Origin of the sequence: Kineococcus endophyticus (assembly GCF_040796495.1) — a bacterium.
GTDB lineage: Bacteria > Actinomycetota > Actinomycetes > Actinomycetales > Kineococcaceae > Kineococcus > Kineococcus endophyticus.
In genome coordinates this window covers 82501-101078 of record NZ_JBFNQN010000017.1, presented here as the reverse complement: position 1 = coordinate 101078, position 18578 = coordinate 82501, and the positions used below count along the sequence as shown (strand labels likewise).

The 18578-nt window shown below is 74.4% G+C and carries 20 protein-coding genes and 4 tRNA genes; 7 read left to right on the top strand and 17 right to left on the bottom strand.

Annotated features, from left to right (window positions below):
* Positions 1 to 79: 79 nt before the first annotated feature.
* The 3 genes from yajC to ruvA form a co-directional block, all read right to left on the bottom strand.
* Complete coding sequence (gene yajC, locus AB1207_RS21870; RefSeq protein ID WP_367640715.1) at positions 80 to 466, bottom strand: preprotein translocase subunit YajC; 387 nt, start codon at positions 464 to 466, stop codon at positions 80 to 82.
* A gap of 159 nt (positions 467 to 625) precedes the next feature.
* Positions 626 to 1714, bottom strand: a complete 1089-nt coding sequence (gene ruvB / locus AB1207_RS21865) for a Holliday junction branch migration DNA helicase RuvB (RefSeq protein WP_367640713.1) — start codon at positions 1712 to 1714, stop codon at positions 626 to 628.
* Positions 1711 to 2325, bottom strand: coding sequence for a Holliday junction branch migration protein RuvA (ruvA, locus tag AB1207_RS21860; RefSeq protein ID WP_367640711.1), 615 nt, complete (start codon positions 2323 to 2325; stop codon positions 1711 to 1713). Before ruvA ends, ruvB begins: the two co-directional genes overlap by 4 nt.
* Before the next feature lie 112 nt (positions 2326 to 2437).
* Between ruvA and AB1207_RS21855 the strand changes: the two genes are divergently transcribed.
* Entirely contained in the window at positions 2438 to 3142 is a 705-nt protein-coding gene (locus tag AB1207_RS21855; RefSeq protein WP_367640710.1) for a dienelactone hydrolase family protein, read from the top strand.
* On the opposite strand, the gene ruvC is transcribed toward AB1207_RS21855, so the two are convergent.
* From ruvC to pdxT, 3 genes are read right to left on the bottom strand one after another with little or no spacing between them, the layout of a single operon-like run.
* The gene (gene ruvC, locus AB1207_RS21850; protein ID WP_367640708.1) at positions 3073 to 3693 is read right to left on the bottom strand and encodes a crossover junction endodeoxyribonuclease RuvC; all 621 of its coding nucleotides are present in this window, start codon (positions 3691 to 3693) and stop codon (positions 3073 to 3075) included. The genes AB1207_RS21855 and ruvC overlap by 70 nt on opposite strands.
* Before the next feature lie 58 nt (positions 3694 to 3751).
* Positions 3752 to 4513 carry a YebC/PmpR family DNA-binding transcriptional regulator gene (locus AB1207_RS21845; RefSeq protein WP_367640706.1) on the bottom strand — a complete coding sequence of 254 codons (762 nt, stop codon included), beginning with the start codon at positions 4511 to 4513 and terminating at the stop codon, positions 3752 to 3754.
* A gap of 43 nt (positions 4514 to 4556) precedes the next feature.
* A complete protein-coding gene (gene pdxT, locus AB1207_RS21840; protein ID WP_367640705.1) occupies positions 4557 to 5183 on the bottom strand; it encodes a pyridoxal 5'-phosphate synthase glutaminase subunit PdxT in 627 nt (208 codons plus the stop codon).
* A 74-nt stretch (positions 5184 to 5257) separates the two neighbouring features.
* Between pdxT and AB1207_RS21835 the strand changes: the two genes are divergently transcribed.
* On the top strand, positions 5258 to 7222 hold the full coding sequence (locus tag AB1207_RS21835; protein WP_367640704.1) for a beta-propeller domain-containing protein: 1965 nt from the start codon (positions 5258 to 5260) through the stop codon (positions 7220 to 7222).
* A gap of 9 nt (positions 7223 to 7231) precedes the next feature.
* Here the strand turns inward: AB1207_RS21835 and AB1207_RS21830 are convergent, their stop codons facing one another.
* The 11 genes from AB1207_RS21830 to AB1207_RS21780 form a co-directional block, all read right to left on the bottom strand.
* Positions 7232 to 7765 carry an NUDIX hydrolase gene (locus AB1207_RS21830; RefSeq protein WP_367640703.1) on the bottom strand — a complete coding sequence of 178 codons (534 nt, stop codon included), beginning with the start codon at positions 7763 to 7765 and terminating at the stop codon, positions 7232 to 7234.
* Positions 7762 to 8679, bottom strand: coding sequence for a pyridoxal 5'-phosphate synthase lyase subunit PdxS (gene pdxS, locus AB1207_RS21825; RefSeq protein ID WP_367640702.1), 918 nt, complete (start codon positions 8677 to 8679; stop codon positions 7762 to 7764). The genes AB1207_RS21830 and pdxS overlap by 4 nt, the downstream gene beginning before the upstream one ends.
* 48 nt (positions 8680 to 8727) lie before the next feature.
* Positions 8728 to 9279, bottom strand: coding sequence for a hypothetical protein (locus AB1207_RS21820; RefSeq protein WP_367640700.1), 552 nt, complete (start codon positions 9277 to 9279; stop codon positions 8728 to 8730).
* Positions 9276 to 10412 (bottom strand): glycosyltransferase family 4 protein, encoded by a 1137-nt coding sequence (locus tag AB1207_RS21815; RefSeq protein ID WP_367640698.1) that lies wholly within the window; start codon positions 10410 to 10412, stop codon positions 9276 to 9278. The genes AB1207_RS21820 and AB1207_RS21815 overlap by 4 nt, the downstream gene beginning before the upstream one ends.
* A 3-nt stretch (positions 10413 to 10415) precedes the next feature.
* Entirely contained in the window at positions 10416 to 11327 is a 912-nt protein-coding gene (locus AB1207_RS21810) for a phosphatidylinositol mannoside acyltransferase (protein WP_367640697.1), read from the bottom strand.
* Positions 11324 to 11947, bottom strand: coding sequence for a phosphatidylinositol phosphate synthase (gene pgsA / locus AB1207_RS21805; protein ID WP_367640696.1), 624 nt, complete (start codon positions 11945 to 11947; stop codon positions 11324 to 11326). The genes AB1207_RS21810 and pgsA overlap by 4 nt, the downstream gene beginning before the upstream one ends.
* Positions 11948 to 11967: 20 nt before the next feature.
* On the bottom strand, positions 11968 to 12552 hold the full coding sequence (locus AB1207_RS21800) for an HIT family protein (RefSeq protein ID WP_367640695.1): 585 nt from the start codon (positions 12550 to 12552) through the stop codon (positions 11968 to 11970).
* Positions 12549 to 14531, bottom strand: coding sequence for a threonine--tRNA ligase (gene thrS / locus AB1207_RS21795; protein WP_367640694.1), 1983 nt, complete (start codon positions 14529 to 14531; stop codon positions 12549 to 12551). The genes AB1207_RS21800 and thrS overlap by 4 nt, the downstream gene beginning before the upstream one ends.
* A 39-nt stretch (positions 14532 to 14570) precedes the next feature.
* The gene (locus tag AB1207_RS21790) at positions 14571 to 15164 is read right to left on the bottom strand and encodes an MOSC N-terminal beta barrel domain-containing protein (protein ID WP_367640693.1); all 594 of its coding nucleotides are present in this window, start codon (positions 15162 to 15164) and stop codon (positions 14571 to 14573) included.
* A gap of 17 nt (positions 15165 to 15181) precedes the next feature.
* Positions 15182 to 15253 (bottom strand) — tRNA-Val (locus AB1207_RS21785).
* 72 nt (positions 15254 to 15325) lie between these two features.
* Positions 15326 to 15979 (bottom strand): TIGR02611 family protein, encoded by a 654-nt coding sequence (locus tag AB1207_RS21780; protein WP_367640692.1) that lies wholly within the window; start codon positions 15977 to 15979, stop codon positions 15326 to 15328.
* Positions 15980 to 16280: 301 nt separating this feature from the next.
* On the opposite strand from AB1207_RS21780, the gene AB1207_RS21775 reads away from it, so the two are divergent.
* The 5 genes from AB1207_RS21775 to AB1207_RS21755 all read left to right on the top strand — a co-directional run bounded on the left by AB1207_RS21775 (position 16281) and on the right by AB1207_RS21755 (position 18569).
* A complete protein-coding gene (locus AB1207_RS21775; RefSeq protein ID WP_380175476.1) occupies positions 16281 to 16709 on the top strand; it encodes an SsgA family sporulation/cell division regulator in 429 nt (142 codons plus the stop codon).
* A 135-nt stretch (positions 16710 to 16844) separates the two neighbouring features.
* Positions 16845 to 16917, top strand: a tRNA-Gly gene (locus AB1207_RS21770).
* Positions 16918 to 16948: 31 nt separating this feature from the next.
* Positions 16949 to 17022: transfer RNA gene (locus AB1207_RS21765), tRNA-Cys, on the top strand.
* Positions 17023 to 17056: 34 nt separating this feature from the next.
* A tRNA-Val gene (locus AB1207_RS21760) sits at positions 17057 to 17131 on the top strand.
* A 193-nt stretch (positions 17132 to 17324) separates the two neighbouring features.
* Positions 17325 to 18569 carry a glycosyltransferase gene (locus tag AB1207_RS21755; protein WP_367640691.1) on the top strand — a complete coding sequence of 415 codons (1245 nt, stop codon included), beginning with the start codon at positions 17325 to 17327 and terminating at the stop codon, positions 18567 to 18569.
* Positions 18570 to 18578 lie beyond the last annotated feature (9 nt).

The following is an 18578-nucleotide window of genomic DNA, read 5'->3' as shown; positions in this document are numbered from 1 at the left end:
CGTCCGGGTGGCGGGACCACCACCCGGTCAGCGCAAGCTTGTCACTGCTCGTGGACGACTGCTGTCATACCAGTAATCGCTATGCGCGAGGGGTACCGGTTCCGCTCTCGCCGGGCGTGTCCCCGTCGCGCTTGGTCAGGTCGAGCCCCTCGAGGGAGTCCGGCGCGCGGTCGGCCTCGCTCAGCGGAGCCTCCTCGACGGGAGCCACCGGGGTGACCACGCGGGCCACGGCGCGCGGCGTCCAGCGGGTCTGCAGGCCGGGAGCGATCTCGATGACCACGTGCTCGGCCGTGCGCTCGACGACCGTCCCGAACATGCCGGAGGTCGTCATGACCTCCGCACCCGGGCCGATGTCGTTCTGCATCTGCTGCTGGGCCTTCTGCTGCTTGCGCGTCCGGCTGAACATGAAGACCAGCAGCGCGGCCATGATCAACAGGAAGAACAACGAGCTGCTGCTACCACCCACGGGAAACACCTCTCCGCACCGGTGGGATCGACGACTCACCGGCACCTGTGTCGGCCCTGTGCCGACTCGGCCGACCCAACGCCACAGGCCCCTGCCGGGTTCCGCGGGACGGGGGCAGGAGCACGGCGCGGGACCGACTCGCCCGGGCAGTCTAGGGGTTCACCCGGTCGGCCCTTGCGTCCCAGCACTCCCGGGAGCGTCGCCCACAGCGTCCTCCAGGGGCAGCTGCCAGGCCGCGCCGACGGGGGCGTCGCGCGGCGGGGTCAGCCCCAGGTGCGCCCACGTGTCGGGCAGGGCGATGCGCCCGCGCGGCGTGCGCCCCAGCAGGCCCTCGCGCACGAGGAAGGGCTCGGCGACGGTCTCGACCGTCTCGGCCTCCTCCCCCACGACGACGGCCAGCGTCGACAGCCCGACGGGTCCGCCGCCGAAGCGGCGGCACAGCGCGTCGAGGACGGCGCGGTCGAGCCGGTCGAGCCCGCGCTCGTCGACCTCGTAGACCTCCAGCGCCGCACGGGCCGCGTTGCGGTCGACGATGCCGGACCCGCGGACCTGGGCCCAGTCCCGCACCCGTCGCAGGAGGCGGTTGGCGATGCGGGGCGTCCCCCGGGACCGGCCGCCGATCTCGGCCGCGCCCTCGGCCGTCAATTGCACGCCCAGCAGGGAAGCGCTGCGCCGCAGCACCTGCACGAGCTCCTCGGGCGTGTAGAAGTCGAGGTAGCCCGTGAAGCCGAACCGGTCCCGCAACGGGGCGGGCAGCAGCCCGGCCCTCGTCGTGGCCCCGACGAGGGTGAACTTCGGCAGCTCCAGCGGGATGGCCGTCGCCCCCGCGCCCTTGCCGACGACGACGTCGACGCGGAAGTCCTCCATCGCGATGTAGAGCATCTCCTCGGCCGGACGTGCCATCCGGTGGATCTCGTCGAGGAAGAGGACCTCCCCCTCGTCGAGGGAGCTGAGGACGGCCGCGAGGTCCCCCGCGTGCTGGATGGCCGGACCGCTGGACTGGCGCAGCGGGGCGCCCATCTCGGAGGCGACGATCATCGCCAGCGTCGTCTTGCCCAGACCGGGGGGCCCGGAGAACAGGACGTGGTCGCTCGGCGCCTGACGCGCCTTGGCTGCGTCCAGGACGAGCGAGAGCTGCTCGCGGACGACCTTCTGCCCGACGAACTCGTCGAGGCCGTGCGGGCGCAGGGCCGACTCGGCGGCCCGTTCCCGCTCGTCCGCACCCGTGGTCACCAGCCGGTCGCTCATCCGCGACCCGACAGGTGGCGCAGGGCCGCGCGCAGCGCACCGGGCACGTCGGCGTCCGCCGCGGTGCCGTCGGGATCGTCCGAGAGCACGGCGTCCACGGCGTCCCCGGCCTGCTTGACCGGGTACCCGAGCCCGACGAGCGCCTCGACGACCTTGTCCTTGCGGGGGTCGCCCCCACCGACGACGGGAGCGGGGGCCGGAGCACCCGCGGGCGGGCCGAGCCGGTCCCCCAGCTCCAGGCAGATGCGCTGCGCGGTCTTCTTGCCGATGCCGGGGACGCGCACGAGGGCGGCGTGGTCGTCGGCGGCGACGGCGGACCGGATCCCGTCGGGCCGGTGCACGGCGAGCATCGCCAGGGCCATCTTCGGACCCACCCCGGAGGCGGTCTGGACGATCTCGAAGACCTCCTTCTCGTCGGCGTCGGCGAAGCCGAACAGCGTCAAGGAGTCCTCGCGCACCACGAGCGTCGTGTGCAGCAGCGCCTCCTCGCCGACCCGCAGCCCGGCGAGCGTCGCCGGCGCGGCCAGGACGAACATCCCGACACCGCCCACCTCGACGACCGCCGAGTCCAGCCGCACCGCGAGCACCCGCCCGCGCACCGACGCGATCACACGACCTCCAGACCCGAGACGAACACTCCGGCGCAGGGCGCCGGCTCCAGTACGAGACGCTAGACGGACCCTCCGACACGACGGACCCGGCACGCCGGTGCAGAGTGCTGCCGTGAGCCACGAGCAGAACGAGAACGCCCTCCAGAACGTCACCTTCGACAGCGCCACGGAGTCGGGCCACGCGCACGGCTACCTGCGCGTCCCGGAGTCCGGCAGCGGCCCCGGCGTCATCGTCATCCAGGAGTGGTGGGGCCTGACCGACCACATCGCAGCCATCGTCGACCGCTTCGCCCGCGAGGGCTTCGTCGCCCTGGCCCCCGACCTCTACGGCGGCCGCACGACCCACGACTCCGCCGAAGCCGCGCAGCTCATGACGGACCTGCCGGCCGAGCAGGCCGCCCAGGACCTCGCCGGCGCCGTGACCTACCTGCTGGACCGGCCCGAGGTCACGTCCTCGACCGTGGGCGCGGTCGGCTTCTGCATGGGCGGTGGCTTCGTCCTGCGCCTCGCGGCCCAGCAGGGCGAGCGGGTCGGCGCGGCCGTGCCCTGGTACGGGCTGCCGGGCGAGGACACCGACTTCTCGGGCCTGCGCGCGGCCGTCCTCGGCCACTACGGCGAGGAGGACACCTCGGTGCCGCTGGACGCCGTCCGTGCGACGGCGGAGCGCATCCGCGAGCAAGCGGGGGTGGACGTGACGCTGCACGAGTACCCCGCGCCGCACGCCTTCTACAACGACGAGCGCCCCAACTACCGGCGCGAGTCCGCCGAGCTGGCCTGGGAGCGCACGACGAGCTTCGTGCGCGAGCGCCTCGCCTGAGCTTCCGCTTCGGCGTAGGCGTTCCGCCGGCCCGTCACGAGGGCGGAGTGCGCGGCGGCCTCCAGCCGGGAGGTCGCCCCACCCCGCCACAGGTGGCACAGGGCCAGGGCCAGGGCGTCGGCGGCGTCGGCCGGTCGCGGGGGGCTGTCGAGGCCGAGGATGCGGGTGACCATCGTCGTCACCTGCTCCTTCTCGGCCCGGCCGTCCCCGGTGACCGCCGCCTTGACCTCGCTCGGCGTGTGCATCGCGACGGGCAGCCCGCGGCGGGCGGCCGCGACGAGCACGAGCCCCGCCGCCTGGGCGGTCCCCATGACCGAGCGGACGTTGGCCTGGGCGAAGACGCGCTCGACGGCGACGACGTCCGGGCGGTGGGCGTCCAGCCAGGTCTCGAGCCCCTCGCTGATCGCGAGCAACCGGGACTCGACGGGGTCGGTGGCGGGCGTCCGGACGACGCCGACGCCGACCATGGCGGCCCGCCGGCCCGTGCGGACGGCGTCGACCACCCCGATCCCGCACCGGGTCAGGCCCGGGTCCACCGCCAGCACGCGCACGGCCCCCACGATCGCACGGAGTGATCGTGGGGGCCGTGAGGTGCTGCGGGACGGAGTGTCAGGCGTCCTCGAGGGCCGCCATGACGTCGTCGGAGACGTCGTAGTTGGCGAAGACGTTCTGCACGTCGTCGCAGTCGTCGAGGACGTCGATGAGCTTGAACACCTTCGTGGCTCCGTCGGCGTCCAGCGGCACCTGGACGCTGGGGACGAAGCTGTTCTCGGCCGAGTCGTAGTCGATCCCCGCCGCCTGCAGCGCCTCGCGCACCGCCACGAGGTCGGTGGCCTCGCAGACGACCTCGAAGGTGTCGCCCTGGTCGGTGACCTCCTCGGCGCCGGCCTCGAGGACCGCGAGGAGGACGTCGTCCTCGCTGAGGTCGGTCCCCTCCTTGCCGATGACGACGACGCCCTTGCGGCTGAACATGTACGAGACGCTGCCGGGGTCGGCCATCGAGCCGCCGTTGCGCGTCATCGCCGTCCGGACCTCCATGGCGGCCCGGTTCTTGTTGTCCGTCAGGCACTCGACGAGCAGCGCGACGCCGTTGGGGCCGTAGCCCTCGTACATGATCGTCTGCCAGTCGGCACCGCCGGCTTCGGCCCCGGACCCGCGCTTGACGGCGCGGTCGATGTTGTCGGCGGGCACCGACGTCTTCTTCGCCTTCTGGATGGCGTCGTAGAGCGTCGGGTTGCCGGCCGGGTCACCGCCACCCGTGCGCGCCGCGACCTCGATGTTCTTGATGAGGCGAGCGAAGCTCTTGGCGCGCTTGGCGTCGACGACGGCCTTCTTGTGCTTCGTCGTCGCCCACTTGGAGTGGCCGGACATGTGGTTCCCTCCGCCTCGCTCGAACTGCTCGAAAAGGTGTGCCTCAGTCCCGCTCCTGCACCATCGCCACGAAGTGGCGGTGCACCCGGTCGTCCCCGGTGATCTCCGGGTGGAAGGCCGTGGCCAGCAGAGCGCCCTGCCGCACGGCGACGATCCTACCCGCGGCGGGCCCGGAGCCCACCCGGCCGAGCACCTGCACGTCCGGTCCGGCCTCCTCGACCCACGGGGCGCGGATGAAGACCGCGTCCACGGGCGAGCCGCCGTCGGTGACGCCGGTCAGGGGCAGGTGCTCCTCCCAGGAGTCCACCTGGCGGCCGAAGGCGTTGCGGCGCACGGTGACGTCGAGGCCGCCGAGGGTCTCCTGGCCCTGCGCCCCGTCGAGCAGGCGGTCGGCCAGCAGGATCATCCCGGCGCAGGAGCCGTACACGGGCAGGCCGTCCGCGATGCGCGCGCGCAGGTCGTCGCGCAGCTCGAAGACCCGCAGCAGCCGGTCGATGGTGGTGGACTCCCCGCCAGGGAGCACGAGCCCGTCGACGGCGGCCAGTTCGGACGGGCGGCGGACGGTGACGGCTCGTGCGCCTCCGGCCTCGAGGGCGGCGACGTGCTCGCGGACGTCGCCCTGCAGCGCGAGGACGCCGATGGTGGGCCGGGTGGAGGTGGTGCTGCTCACCCGGGCAGCGTAGGGGCGGGAACCGGCCGCCCCGTCCCGGCGTCACACCGCCCCGCCGAACCCCGGAGCGTCCCGTGACCTCGCACCGACCCCTCCTGCGCCGCAGCGCCGCCGCCGCGGCGGCCCTCGCCCTGACGACCGGCCTCGCCGTCGCCGTCGCCCCCGGCGCCGGGGCCGCCGGTGGGCTGACCTCCTTCGACGACTGCGCCGCCCTCGGCCGCTGGGCCCGGGAGGCCATCGGGCCGCAGGTCACGAGCTGGGGGTACGGCGGTGGTGGCGTCCCGGCCTCGGGGGCCTCGGGGACCGTGGCCACGCAGGACAGCGCCGCGTCCGCCGGTGCGGTCGGCGCCGGTGACGGGGGTCTGAACGTCCAGGAGGCGGGGGTCGGGGAGCCGGCCACCGCCTTGGCCCAGGACGGCCGGCTCGTCACCACGGCCGGCGCCGACCTCGTCGTCCTCGACGTCACCGGTCGCACGCCGCGCCGGCTGGGGGCGGTGTCGCTCCCGGGCGCGCAGGACGCCTCCGGCCAGCAGCCGCAGCTCCTGCTCGCGGGTGACCGGGCGGTGGTGCTCACGCAGCGGTGGCCGCAGACCGCCGTCGACGCCTCGTCCGTCGGCTCCAGCGTCGTGGCCACCGTCGTGGACCTGTCCGCCCCCCGGTCCCCGCGGGTCGTCGGGCACCGCGAGTACGCGGGCCGGTACGTCGACGCCCGGCTCTCCGGCGGTGTCGTCCGGCTCGTCCTCGGGACCGACCCGGTGCTGCCGTGGGTGCAGGACGCGCCCTCGGAGCAGGCGGGCCTGCTGGCCAACCGGGCTGTCCTCGCGCGGGCCCTCGACACGCAGTTCCTGCCGCAGGTCGTCGAGCGGGCCGCGGACGGTTCCGTCGCCGGTCTGCGCCCGGCCGTGGCGTGCTCGGCCGTGACGCACCCCGACGTCCAGTCCGGCTCCGGCGTCGTGGCGGTCGTCTCCGTCGCGCCGGCGGACGTCACCTCCGACGCGGACGTGCAGACCGACGCCGTCGGCGTCACCGCGTCCACCGACGTCGTCTACGCCAGCACGGACCGCCTGTACCTGGCCACGACGGCGGGCGGGTTCGGGAGGCCGACGCTCATCGACAGCACCGCACCCGCGACCCCCGCCGCGGCCACGACCCAGGTCCACGGCTTCGCCTACGACGGTCCCCGCACGAGGCACACCGCCTCGGGCGAGGTCGCGGGCCGGGTCCTGGGCCGGTGGGCGTTCTCCGCGCGCGACGGGTTCCTGCGGGTGGCGACCACGACGGGACCGGCGTGGGCGGCCGACGGCGGGGTGCCGGACTCGAGCAGCTCCGTGCTCGTGCTCGGTGAGGACGACGGCCGGCTGGACGTGGTCGGCCGCGTCGACGGGCTGGGGGTGGGGGAACAGGTCCGGGGCGTCCGCTACGACGGCGACCGGGCCTACGTCGTGACGTTCCGCCAGACCGATCCGCTGTACGTCCTGGACCTGGCGGACCCGGCGTCGCCACGCCTGTCCGGGGAGTTGAAGGTGGACGGGTACTCCGCCTACCTGCACCCGGTCGGCGACGGCCGCCTGCTCGGCGTGGGGCAGGACGCCGACCCGACCTCCGGCGCCGTCCGCGGCCTGCAGGTCTCGGCGGTCGACGTCCGGGACCCCGCGCGGCCGCAGCGGACGGGGAACCTCGTCGTGCCGGGGTCGAGCTCGGCGGTCGAGTGGGACGCGCGGGCCTTCGTGTTCGACCCGACCGCCGGCGTCGCCGTCCTGCCCGTCGACACCCCCGACGGACCGTCGTTGCGCAGCGTCGCGGTCGCCGGGGACGGGACGGTCCAGGCGCTGGGCGAGCACCTCCTCGCCAGGACCTCGGCGACGTCGTGGGGGTCGGTGGAACAGGTGGTGCAGATCGGCGGCGGGCGGATCGCGGTGCTGAGCACCGCGCAGGACTGGCGCACCGACCAGGACCTGGTGTCCGAGCGCCGGGTCCAGGTGCTCGACGCCCGCAGCCTCGACGGCGCCGCCGGGCTGGTCCTGTCCCGGCAGGGGTGAGCAGAGCGGTCAGGTGATGGGGAGCGGTGGTCCCGTCCAGAGCGCCGGCAGCTCGCCCACGAGCCGGGGCAGGTCGACGGGGTAGAACACCGCGCCGGACCCGGCGAGCTCGGCCGGGACCCACCACCGCGACTCGCTGACGGACGCACGCTCGAGGTCGGTCCAGCCGGTCCGGTCGACCTCGAAGCCCTCGGCGACGCGGTGGACGAAGAACTCCTCGGTCTGACGGCACTGCGCGCCGAGGAACGGGAAGTGCGCCGTGCGCGACCAGACCGGTCCGTCGAGCTCGGCGGGGTCGACGTCGAGCCCGGTCTCCTCGCGCAGCTCCCGCGCGGCCGCGGTGCGGGGGTCCTCCCCCGGCTCACGGCCGCCGCCGACGGTGAACCACCAGTCGGTGCCGGGCCGGGTGGGGTCGGAGCCGCGCAGCAGCAGGACGCGTCCCGCGTCGTCGAGGACGACGACGCGGGACGCGCTGCGGGTGCGGACCCCGTCGGGGCCGTGTCCCCACTCCGGGCCGAGCAGGTCCGGCTCCGGGGTCGTCACCAGCCGCGCTGGGCCAGGCGGTGCGGCTCGGGGATGGCCTCGACGTTCAGGCCGACCATGGCCTCGCCCAGACCGCGGGAGACCTTCGCGACGACGTCGGGGTCGTCGAAGAAGGTCGTCGCCTTGACGATGGCCTCGGCGCGCTGGGCCGGGTTGCCGGACTTGAAGATGCCGGAGCCGACGAAGACGCCGTCGGCGCCGAGCTGCATCATCATCGCCGCGTCCGCGGGGGTGGCGATGCCCCCGGCGGTGAACAGCACGACCGGCAGCTTGCCCGTCTCGGCGACCTCCTTGACGAGGTCGTAGGGAGCGGCCATCTCCTTGGCGGCGACGTAGACCTCGTCGGGGGACATCGACCGCAGCCGGTTCACCTCGGCGCGGATGGTCCGCATGTGGGTCACGGCGTTGGAGACGTCGCCCGTGCCGGCCTCGCCCTTGGAGCGGATCATCGCCGCACCCTCGGTGATGCGCCGCAGCGCCTCCCCGAGGTTGGTCGCCCCGCAGACGAAGGGGACGGTGAAGGAGTGCTTGTCGATGTGGTGGGCGTAGTCGGCCGGGGTGAGGACCTCGGACTCGTCGATGTAGTCGACCCCGAGGGACTGCAGCACCTGCGCCTCGACGAAGTGCCCGATGCGGGCCTTGGCCATGACGGGGATGGAGACCGCGGAGATGATCGAGTCGATCATGTCGGGGTCGGACATCCGGGAGACGCCGCCCTCGGCGCGGATGTCGGCGGGGACCCGCTCGAGGGCCATGACGGCGACCGCGCCCGCGTCGGCGGCGATCCGCGCCTGGTCGGCGGTGACGACGTCCATGATGACGCCGCCCTTGAGCATCTCGGCCATGCCGCGCTTGACGCGACTGGTCCCCACGGCCGGTCCGCTGGTTGCCCCGGTGCTGACTTCACTGCTCACGTGCGCGTGCCTCGCGATCGGTCGGACGGAGTTCAGGCGGGCGCAATCCTACGACCCGGGTCCGTCGCCGTCCCCGTCGAGGAAGTCCGCCGTTTCCGGGACCCTGGCCCGTCCCGCGAGGTGGGCCCAGCGCACGATGCGCTTGCCCCGCAACCGCCGCGTCTGCACGACGGCGTCGTTGTGGAAGCGCCGCGCCAGCTGGACGCGGCGGGCCGCGTCCACGACCCGTCCCAGCCCCTCGCCGTCCTCCGGCGGCAGGGCCACGGCCAGCGCGCGGGTGAGGTCGGACTCCACGCGCCAGCGGTGCGCGTCGTCGGCGTCGTTGGCCTCGCGCAGGGCGGCCGGGGTGCGGGGCGCGTCCAGGCTCGTCGTCGCGGCGTCGGCCAGCAGCAGCGCCGAGGCGGGGTCGAGGCGGTCGGAGCTCTCCAGCGCGAACTCCAGGGCCGCGCTGGCCCGGCGCGTCAGCTCCGCGTCGAGGGCGGCGCGGCTCGTCTCCACCCGGCGGTGCAGCCGGTCGACGCGTTGCGCCGTGGCCGACAGCCAGCCCGCGAGCGCCGCGAGGACGAGCAGGGCGGCGAGCACCCACGTCAGGGCGGTCACCGGCTCGTCCCCCGGTGCCCGACGACCGTCTCGTAGACGCGCAGGACCTCCTGCGCGACGACGGACCAGTCGTAGCGCGCGGACGCCGCCTGCCCGGCGGCGGCGAGGGCGGCGCGGCGGGCGGGATCGGCGAGGAGGGCCAGCACCTCCCGCGCAGCGGCCGCGGCGTCACCGGCGGTGAAGAGCGCGCCGTGGGCCCCGTCGCCGAGCACCCGGCGGAAGGCGCCGAGGTCGGCCGCCACGACGGCCACGCCGGCGGCCATCGCCTCGACGAGCACGATGCCGAAGCTCTCCCCACCGGTGTGCGGGGCGAGGTAGACGTCGGCGCTGGCCAGCAGCGACTCCTTGGCCCGGTCGTCGACGGCGCCGAGGAACTCCACGGCGTCCCGGTCGGCGGGCGCCAGCAGCTCGCGGGCGGCGGCGACGTCCCCGCGACCGGCGACGAGGAACCGCGCGCCGGGGACGACGGCGCGCACCAGCGGGACCGCCTCGCACAGCAGCGGCAGCCCCTTGCGGGGCTCGTCGAGCCGGCCGACGAAGGCCACGACGGGCCGCTGCGCTGTCCCCGTCCACTCCGGCCGGCGGGGTGCCTGCGCGAAGGCGCGGGTCACGACGCCGTTGGGCACGACGACGGCGTCGCCGCCGACGTGCTCGACGACCGTCCGCCGCGCGTCCTCGCTGACGGCGATGCGCGCGGAGATCTTCTCCAGGCTCGGGCGCAGCAGCGGGAAGGCGGCCTGCATGGCCCGTGAGCGCAGGTTGGCCGTGTGGAAGGTCGCGACGAGCGGGCCCGTCGTGGCCCGGGTGGCGGCCCACAGCGCGAGCAGCGACGTGCTGGGCGACAGGGGTTCGTGCACGTGCAGGACGTCGAAGGACCCCTCCACCAGCCAGCGCCGGACGCGGCCCGCGGTGACGGGCCCGAAGGACAGCCGCGCGACGGACCCGTTGTACGGCACGGCGACGACGTTGCCGCCGGGGTCGGCGAACGGCGGCAGCGTGGACTCGTCGTCGGCGGGGGCCAGGACGCGGACGTGGTGGCCGAGGCCCAGGAGGTGCTCGGCGAGGTCGCGCACGTGGAACTGCACGCCACCGGGCACGTCGAAGGAGTACGGGCAGACGATGCCGATCCGCACGCCTCAGCCCTGCCCGAAGACGGGCTGCAGGACGTGCCACTCGTCGGGGTGCGCGACGACGACCGCGGCGAGGGCGTCGGCGCACGCCTGAGTCATCTGGGCCACGGCGCGCCGGCGGTGCTCGCGGGACGTCTCGTCGGGGCGCCGGTCCGGCACCGGCACCTGCGGGCCGACGTCGATGACGAGGACCCGCCGGCCGCCGGCGACCTCGTGGAACAGGCCGAAGGGGAACAGCGGGGCGCCCGTCGCCAGGGCCAGGGCGGCCGGGCCCTGTGCCATCCGCACCCGTTCCCCGAGGAAGTCGACCTCGACGCCGGCCGCGGAGAGGTCGCGGTCGGCCAGCAACGGGACGAAGGCGCCGGCGCGCAGCCGCCGCAGGAGGGTGCCGAAGGTGGCGGGGTCGCCCAGCGGGAGCACCTCGACGCCGAGGGAGCGGCGGAAGGCGAGGAACTCCTCGTAGACCTCCTCGGGCCGCAGGCGCTCGGCGACGGTGACGACGGGGGCGAGCTCGGTGGCCGACCAGGCCGCCGCGTGGTCCCAGTTGCCCAGGTGGCCGAGGAACCCGATCGCGCCGCGGCCGTCCGCCAGCGCCGCGCGCAGCTGCTCACCGTGGTCCATCCGGACGGTGCCGACGGTCCGTTCCCGGGTCCACCCCGGCAGCCGGAACGCGTCGAGCCAGTACCGGGCGTAGCTGCGCAGGCCGTCGCGCACGAGGACGTCCAGCTCCGCGGGCCCGGCGTCCGGACGGGCGTGGGCGACGTTGCGCCGCAGCTGCTCCACCCGCGGTCCACCGCGGCGGGCCAGCCGGTCGGCCACGCGCCGGCTGGCGGTGACGGCGACGTCCTCGGGCACCACGCGGGCGAAGCGCCAGGCCGCCCGGAAGGCGCCGACGACCAGCGGTTCGCGCAGGCTCACGCGTCGGCCGGCGGCACCGCGAGGGCCTGGCGCCGCACCACCGCCATGCGCTGCACGACCGTGACGGCGCTGGCGAGCGCGAGCAGCGCCAGCACGACCTGGAGGAAGACGAGGGGGACGCCCAGACCCACGAACCCCGCCCCGACGAGGACCGCGACGATGCGTTCGCCCCGTTCGGCGAGGCCGACGTTGGCGGTGAAGCCGAGCCCCTCGGCTCGCGCCTTGACGTAGGAGACGGTGCTGCCGAGGACGAGGCACGCCAGCGCCAGCCCGGCCGTCAGGTCGGACTGCCCGCCACGGGCGAACCAGACGACGAGCCCCCCGAACAGGGCGGCGTCGGCGACGCGGTCGAGGGAGGAGTCCAGGTAGGCGCCCCACTTCCCCGAGCTCCCGCGGATCCGCGCCATCGTCCCGTCGATGGTGTCCGACAGGACGAAGAGCGTGGCCCCGAGCGACCCCCAGAACAGGTGGCCGGTGGTGTAGAGCCCCAGGCCGCACGCGACCACCCCGACGGTCCCCGCGATGGTGACCATGTCGGGCGTGACCCCGCAGCGCAGCAGGAAGCGCGCGACGGGGGTGAAGATCTTCGTGGCGAAGGCGCGGCCGTAGGTGTTGAGCATCGTGTCGAAGGGTAGGGCGCTCAGCCGGTTGCGTCGGTGACCCACGCGGCGGCCAGGCGCGCTCGCGTGTCCTCGAGCAGTTCGGGCATCGCCTTCGTCCGGCCCACGACGGGCAGGAAGTTCGCGTCGCCCTGCCACCGCGGCACGACGTGCTGGTGCAGGTGCGCGGCGATGCCCGCCCCCGCGACCTCGCCCTGGTTCATGCCGAGGTTGAACCCGGCGGGCGCGGACGCGGCGCTCAGCGTCCGGACGGCCGCCCGGGTGAACGCGGTGAACTCGGCCAGCTCGTGGGCCTCGAGGTCGACGTAGGCCGAGACGTGCCGGTACGGGCAGACCATGAGGTGCCCCGGGTTGTACGGGAACAGGTTGAGCACGGCGAACACGTGCTCCCCCCGCCGCACGACGAGGCCCTCGGCGTCACCGAGCCCGGGGGCCCGGCAGAACGGGCAGCTGCCGGACTCGGCGTCGGCGGGTTTGTGCTCGCCCTGGATGTACGCCATCCGGTGCGGCGTCCACAGCCGGCCGAACCCGTCGGGCTCGCCCGCGAACCCCTCCGCCGGTTCGACGGCGGGGTCCGCGGGCACGTCCGGGGAGGACTCGCTCACACCTGCACCCGGTCGCGGACGGCCGCCGCGATGCGTTCCACGGCGTCGGCCACGGGCACGCCGTTCTCCTGGCTGCCGTCGCGGAACCGGAAGGACACGGCGCCGTTCTCGACGTCCTCGGCGCCGGCGATGAGCAGGAAGGGGATCTTCTGCTTCGTCCACGTGCGGATCTTCTTGGGCATCCGGTCGTCGGTGTCGTCGACCTCGACGCGCACGCCCGCGGCGCGCAGCCGCTCGGCGACCTCCACCAGGTGCGGCACGTGGGCGTCGGCGACGGGGATGCCCACGACCTGCACGGGTGCGAGCCACGGGGGGAACGCACCGGCGTAGTGCTCGACGAGGACGCCGAAGAAGCGCTCGAGCGAACCGAACTTGGCCGAGTGGATCATCACCGGCTGCTGCTTGGAGCCGTCGGCGGAGGTGTACTCCAGACCGAACCGCGCCGGCTGGTTGAAGTCGTACTGGATGGTCGACATCTGCCAGGTGCGGCCGATGGCGTCCTTGGCCTGCACGGAGATCTTCGGGCCGTAGAACGCGGCGCCGCCGGGGTCGGCGACCAGTTCCAGGCCGGTCTCCTTCGCCGCCGTCTCCAGGACGGCGGTGGCGGTGGCCCACTCCTCGTCCGAGCCGATGAACTTCTCGGAGTCGCCGCGGGTCGACAGCTCGAGGTAGTAGTCGTCGAGGCCGAAGTCCTTGAGCAGCCCCAGGACGAAGTCGAGCAGGTGCTTGATCTCGCCGGGCGCCTGCTCGGCGGTGACGTAGCTGTGGGAGTCGTCCTGGGTCAGCCCGCGCACGCGCGTGAGGCCGTGCACCACACCGGACTTCTCGTAGCGGTAGACCGACCCGAACTCGAAGAACCGCAGCGGCAGTTCCCGGTAGGACCGCCCGCGCGAACGGAAGATCAGGTTGTGCATGGGGCAGTTCATGGCCTTGAGGTAGTACGTCGAGTTCTCCAGCTCCATGCCGGGGAACATCGTGTCCTCGTAGTACGGCAGGTGCCCGGACGTCTCGAACAGGCCGCCCTTGGAGATGTGCGGGGTGCCGACGTAGGAGAACCCCTCCTCGATGTGCCGGCGGCGGACGTAGTCCTCCATCTCCCGCTTCACGACCCCGCCCTTGGGGTGGAACACGACGAGGCCGGAGCCGATCTCGTCGGGGAAGGAGAAGAGGTCGAGCTCGGCACCGAGGCGGCGGTGGTCGCGGCGCTCGGCCTCGGCGACGCGCTCCTGGTAGGCCCTCAGCTCGTCCTTGGACGGCCAGGCCGTGCCGTAGATGCGCTGCAGCTGGGGGTTCTTCTCGCTGCCGCGCCAGTAGGCGGCAGCGCTGCGGAGCAGGCTGAACCCGTTGCCAACGAGGCGGGTGGTCGGGATGTGCGGCCCGCGGCACAGGTCGCGGAACGCGACGGAGTCGTCCCGGCGGACGTTGTCGTAGATCGACAGACCCCCCTCGCCGACCTCGGCCGAGGCCCCCTCGGCCGCCTGGTCGGCGGTGGACTTCAGGCCGATGAGCTCGAGCTTGTACGGCTCGGCGGCCATCGCCTCGCGCGCCTCGTCGTCGGAGACCTCGCGGCGGACGAACCGCTGACCCTCCTTGACGATGCGCTGCATCGTCTTCTCGACGGTCTTGAGGTCGTCGGGGGTGAAGGGACGCTCGACGTCGAAGTCGAAGTAGAAGCCGTCGCGGATGGGCGGGCCGATGCCGAGCTTGGCCTCGGGGAAGTGCTGCTGCACCGCCTGGGCCATCACGTGCGCGGTCGAGTGGCGCAGGACCGCCAGCCCGTCCTCGGATGAGACGAGCACGCCCTCCACGACGTCACCGTCGGCCAGCACGTGGGACAGGTCGCGCAGTTCACCGTTGACGCGGGCGACGACGACGTCGCGCTCCTCGGTGAACAGCTCGGCCGCCGTCGTGCCGGCGGTGACCTGCTGCGTCTCCTGGCCCGCGGCGCCGGATCGGGTGATGGACAGCTGGGCGGACACCGTGGGCCTCCGAGGTTGGCGTGGATGGACTCCCGGACTCTATCCGGGCGGGCCCGAGCCCTCCTCGACGACCACGTCCACGTCCACCACCACGTCCACCACCACGTCCACCACGTCCACCACGTCCCCGACCCGCAACGCCCCCGGTTCCACGACCCGCGCGAAGACCCCGCCGCAGTGCCGCGGGACCCCCACGACCTCCAGCAGGGCCGTCCCGGTCCGCAGCAGGGTCCCGGACGGGAGCGGCGCGTCGAGGTCGAGGACGAGGTTCGCGCGCGAGGTGTCCCCCGCCGCCGGGTCGGCGCGCTGGGCCAGGGTGACGACGTGGACGGCCTCGACCTGCCGCGCCCCGCCGGGGACGGGGGCCAGGCGGGCCCCGTCGACGCCGAGGAAGGTGGCGAGGTCCTGCCCGCCGGGGACGAGCAGGGCGGGCGGCCCGTCGCCGGTGAGCCCGAGCTCGCGCAGCCGGGGGACGCTCTTGGCGGCGAGCACCTGCCCGCCGGCGTCGACGACGGCGTGGGACCGGTCGCCGACGAGACCGTCGAGGCCGACGCGGGCGGTGTCCGGGGACAGTCCCCCGGCGGACTTCACGGGGAAGAGGTGGATCTCGCGCAGGGCGCCGGTGACGGACACCCCACGAGTGTGCTGGGTGGGCGATACTGGGTTCGAACCAGTGACCCCTTCGGTGTGAACGAAGTGCTCTACCACTGAGCTAATCGCCCGGTCGTCGCGCTGAACGCGACCGGCCTGAGAACCATACCGGACCTGCGGGGCTGGTCACGACCGCCCCGCGGTCAGCCGCGCGCCAGGCCCGGGACCCACTGCAGCTGCGCGGAGACGACCTCCGGGGTCCAGGCGGGCAGCCCCTGCCAGGCGAGGTAACCCCAGGCCAGCGCGGCCACGGCGGCCGCCGTCCCCGCGCCGAGCGCCGCGCGGACGGCCAGGGAACGGGCGGCGATCCAGCGCACCCAGCGGTGGAGCTGGCGCTCGCCGAAGTGCTTGACCCGCTGCGCCGAGGAGAACTCGCTGCCCAGGACGGCGAGCCCCATGAAGACGACCAGCCAGCCGGGGCCGGGCAGCGGGACGAGCGCCAGACCCACGACGACCACGAGCGTGCCGAACGCCCCGACGACCGCGCGGTACAGCGCGTTGCGGCGGGCGTCGGCACGGATCAGCTCGCGCCGGGCGTGCAGGGCCGCGCGCACCCGGCGGGCCCGGTGCTGGTGGGCGGTGCGGGCGGCCGGAGCTCCCGCGGCCGGCGCCTCGCCCGCCGACCCCGTGCGCGCCACGTCGGCGTCGACCTGCCGTCCCACGGCCTGCCCGGCGCGGGGCGGGTCGGGCAGCCGGGGGCCCGGCAGGTCGTCGCCCGTCCGCGGCTGCGCGCCGGGCCCGTCCCCGTCCGCGCCGGCTCCCGTGCCGTGGCCCTGCGTGTGCACCGCTCCCACCACGCCTCCCTGCTGCTCGTCCCGCGCTCGCGTCCGGCCCGTCCCCGGCTCCACGCACCTCCAACGTCCGGGGGCGGCGCTGCGCTCCCGCTCCCTGGGGACGTTCTGTGCGCGTGCCTCGTGAGCCGGGTCACACCACCCTTCTCGGGGCGTCGATGTCCGCCCGTGGACGGGCCGGGGAACCGCCGGCGACACGCGGGCGTCCGAGTTGCGTCGTTCGAGTGTTTCGACGGCGCATTTGGTGGGAAACTCGTCAGCACGGTCGCTGGAGCCCGTCAGCGGCCAAGAGCACACGGAGGTCGACGTGCCTGCACTGCCGCACCGCAAGACCGAGGTCGACGTCGACGTCTCCTTGCGGCTCCGGACGACCAGCGGCCCCGGGCTGCCGGTCCCCGCCAGCCTCCACTACGGCGCCGACGACCCGTACGCGATCCACGCCGTCTTCCGCGGCGGCGACGCCGACGTCGAGTGGGTCTTCGCCCGCGACCTGCTGCGCGAGGGCCTGAGCGAGCCGAGCGGTGCGGGGGACGTGCAGGTGCGTCCCTGCACCGAGTCCGCCGACGGTCGCCCGCGGATCGTCCTTCGCCTGTCCTCCCCCGACGGCAACGCCGAGCTCGAGGCCGACGAGGCCGACGTGCGCCGCTTCCTGCGGCGGGCGGACGCTCTCGTCCCGCCCGGCCGGGAGAGCCGGCACCTCGACCTGGACGACCTGATCGCCCGCCTCGTCTCCTGAGAACGCCTGCAGCGCAACGCCTCCCCCCGTCCGGACCACGCCGTGGCGGGGGTGATTTGGCCGAGCCCGCGATGTCGGCTAATGTTTTCAACGCCACGGGGAACCGGCCGGGAACGGCGGGGAAACCGGAAGCACGCGGACGTAGCGCAGTTGGTAGCGCATAACCTTGCCAAGGTTAGGGTCGCCGGTTCGAGTCCGGTCGTCCGCTCGGGGTTCGGCTTGCGGGGCGCGAGCCTCACGGTGGAGTGGCCGAGAGGTTAGGCAGCGGCCTGCAAAGCCGTCCACACGGGTTCGAATCCCGTCTCCACCTCCACTCGGCACCGGGTAGCTACCGGCGCGGAGGACGAGGGCGATTGGCGCAGCGGTAGCGCGCTTCCCTGACACGGAAGAGGTCACTGGTTCGATCCCAGTATCGCCCACCACCCGAAAGGGCCCGGGACCAGCGATGGTCCCGGGCCCTTCGTGCATCCCGGGGGTCCTCCCCGCGCTCCGGCACCCTGCCGTCGCAGAGCGTCACGAGGCGTCACCCAAATGGACGGATCGGCTGCAGCGGAACGGGTTAACAAATCGGCAACACGCCCACACGGCGTCGTCGCGGCTCGTACCGTGGTCGTCATGCCTCTGGTCCCGCGCTCCGTGCCCCGGCGCCGGGGTGACCTCCGCGTCCTCTTCGTGCAGGGACACCTGCGCGAGAACGGCGGGCTGCGCGTCGTCAACGCCCTGGCCGACCGCTTCGTGGCCGACGGCGTCCGCACCACGCTCTTCGCCCTCGAGGACGTCGGCCCGGACGAGCAGGTCGGTCTGCCCGGCGCCGCCGTGGCCGTCCACCTCGGGGCGTCCGCGTCCCTGCCCGCCGCCCGCCGGCTCCCGCTCGCCCTCGCGCGGCTGGTGGACGTCGCCCGCGACCACGACGTCGTCGTGTCCGGTTCGGAGATCGGCCACGGCCTGCTGGCCGCTTCCCTCGCCGCCCGCACGCTGGGCAAGCCCTTCGTCGTGCTCGCCCAGGGGGACCTCGACGCGGCCCTGGAGGCGTGGGTGCCGCCGAAGCTGCGCGCGGTGACGCGGCGGGTGCACCGCCGCGCCGACGCGGCGGTCGCCGTCTCCCCCGGCCTGGTCCCCGGCCTGGTCGCCAACGGCATCCCCGCCGACCGCGTGCACGTCGTCCTCAACGGCGTCGACGTCGACGCCCTCACCGAGCGGGCCACCGAGCCGAGCCCCGTCACGTTCGACGCGGACCGGCCCTCGGTGCTCGCCGTCGGGCGCCTCACGACGCACAAGGGCTTCGACCTGCTGCTGCGGGCCTCGGCCCGCGTGCGCGCGGCCGGCCACGACCACGAGCTGGTCGTCGTCGGGGAGGGCCCGGACCGCGGCGCCCTGGAGGCCCTGCGCACCGAGCTCGGCGCGGACCACGTCCGGCTTCCCGGGTTCGTCGAGAACCCGGCGGCCCTGCTCGCCCGGGCGGACCTGCTCGTGTCGTCCTCCCGCACAGAGGCCATGCCCCTGACGTTGCTGGAGGCCCTCGCCCTGGCCGTCCCCGTCGTCGCCACCGACTGCTGCGAGGGGTCGCGCCTGCTCCTGGACGACGGTCGCCACGGCGCGCTCGTCGCGCCGGAATCGGTCGACGCCCTCGCCGACGCGCTCACCGCGCACCTCACCGACCAGCGCCCGCTGCGGCACGCCGCCGCCGGTGGTCCGTCCTTCGCCCGCGGTCTCGACCCCCGGCGGCTGGCCCGCCGGCACCTCGAGCTGCTCTCGGCGGTGGCCCGCAGGCCACTGCCCTCCTTCGCGCCACTGCCGCTGGGGACGGCCGACCCGCGCACGCGGTCCGGCCAGGACCCGACGCTCGGCACGAACGCCTGACCGACCTGC

Bases quoted from the DNA above. Each gene is read 5' to 3' on its own strand.
- AB1207_RS21845 (WP_367640706.1), bottom strand. From the start codon at position 4,513: ATGTCCGGCCACTCCAAGTGGGCGACGACGAAGCACAAGAAGGCCGTC.
- AB1207_RS21755 (WP_367640691.1), top strand. From the start codon at position 17,325: ATGCCTCTGGTCCCGCGCTCCGTGCCCCGGCGCCGGGGTGACCTCCGC.
- pgsA (WP_367640696.1), bottom strand. From the start codon at position 11,947: ATGCTCAACACCTACGGCCGCGCCTTCGCCACGAAGATCTTCACCCCC.
- ruvB (WP_367640713.1), bottom strand. From the start codon at position 1,714: ATGAGCGACCGGCTGGTGACCACGGGTGCGGACGAGCGGGAACGGGCC.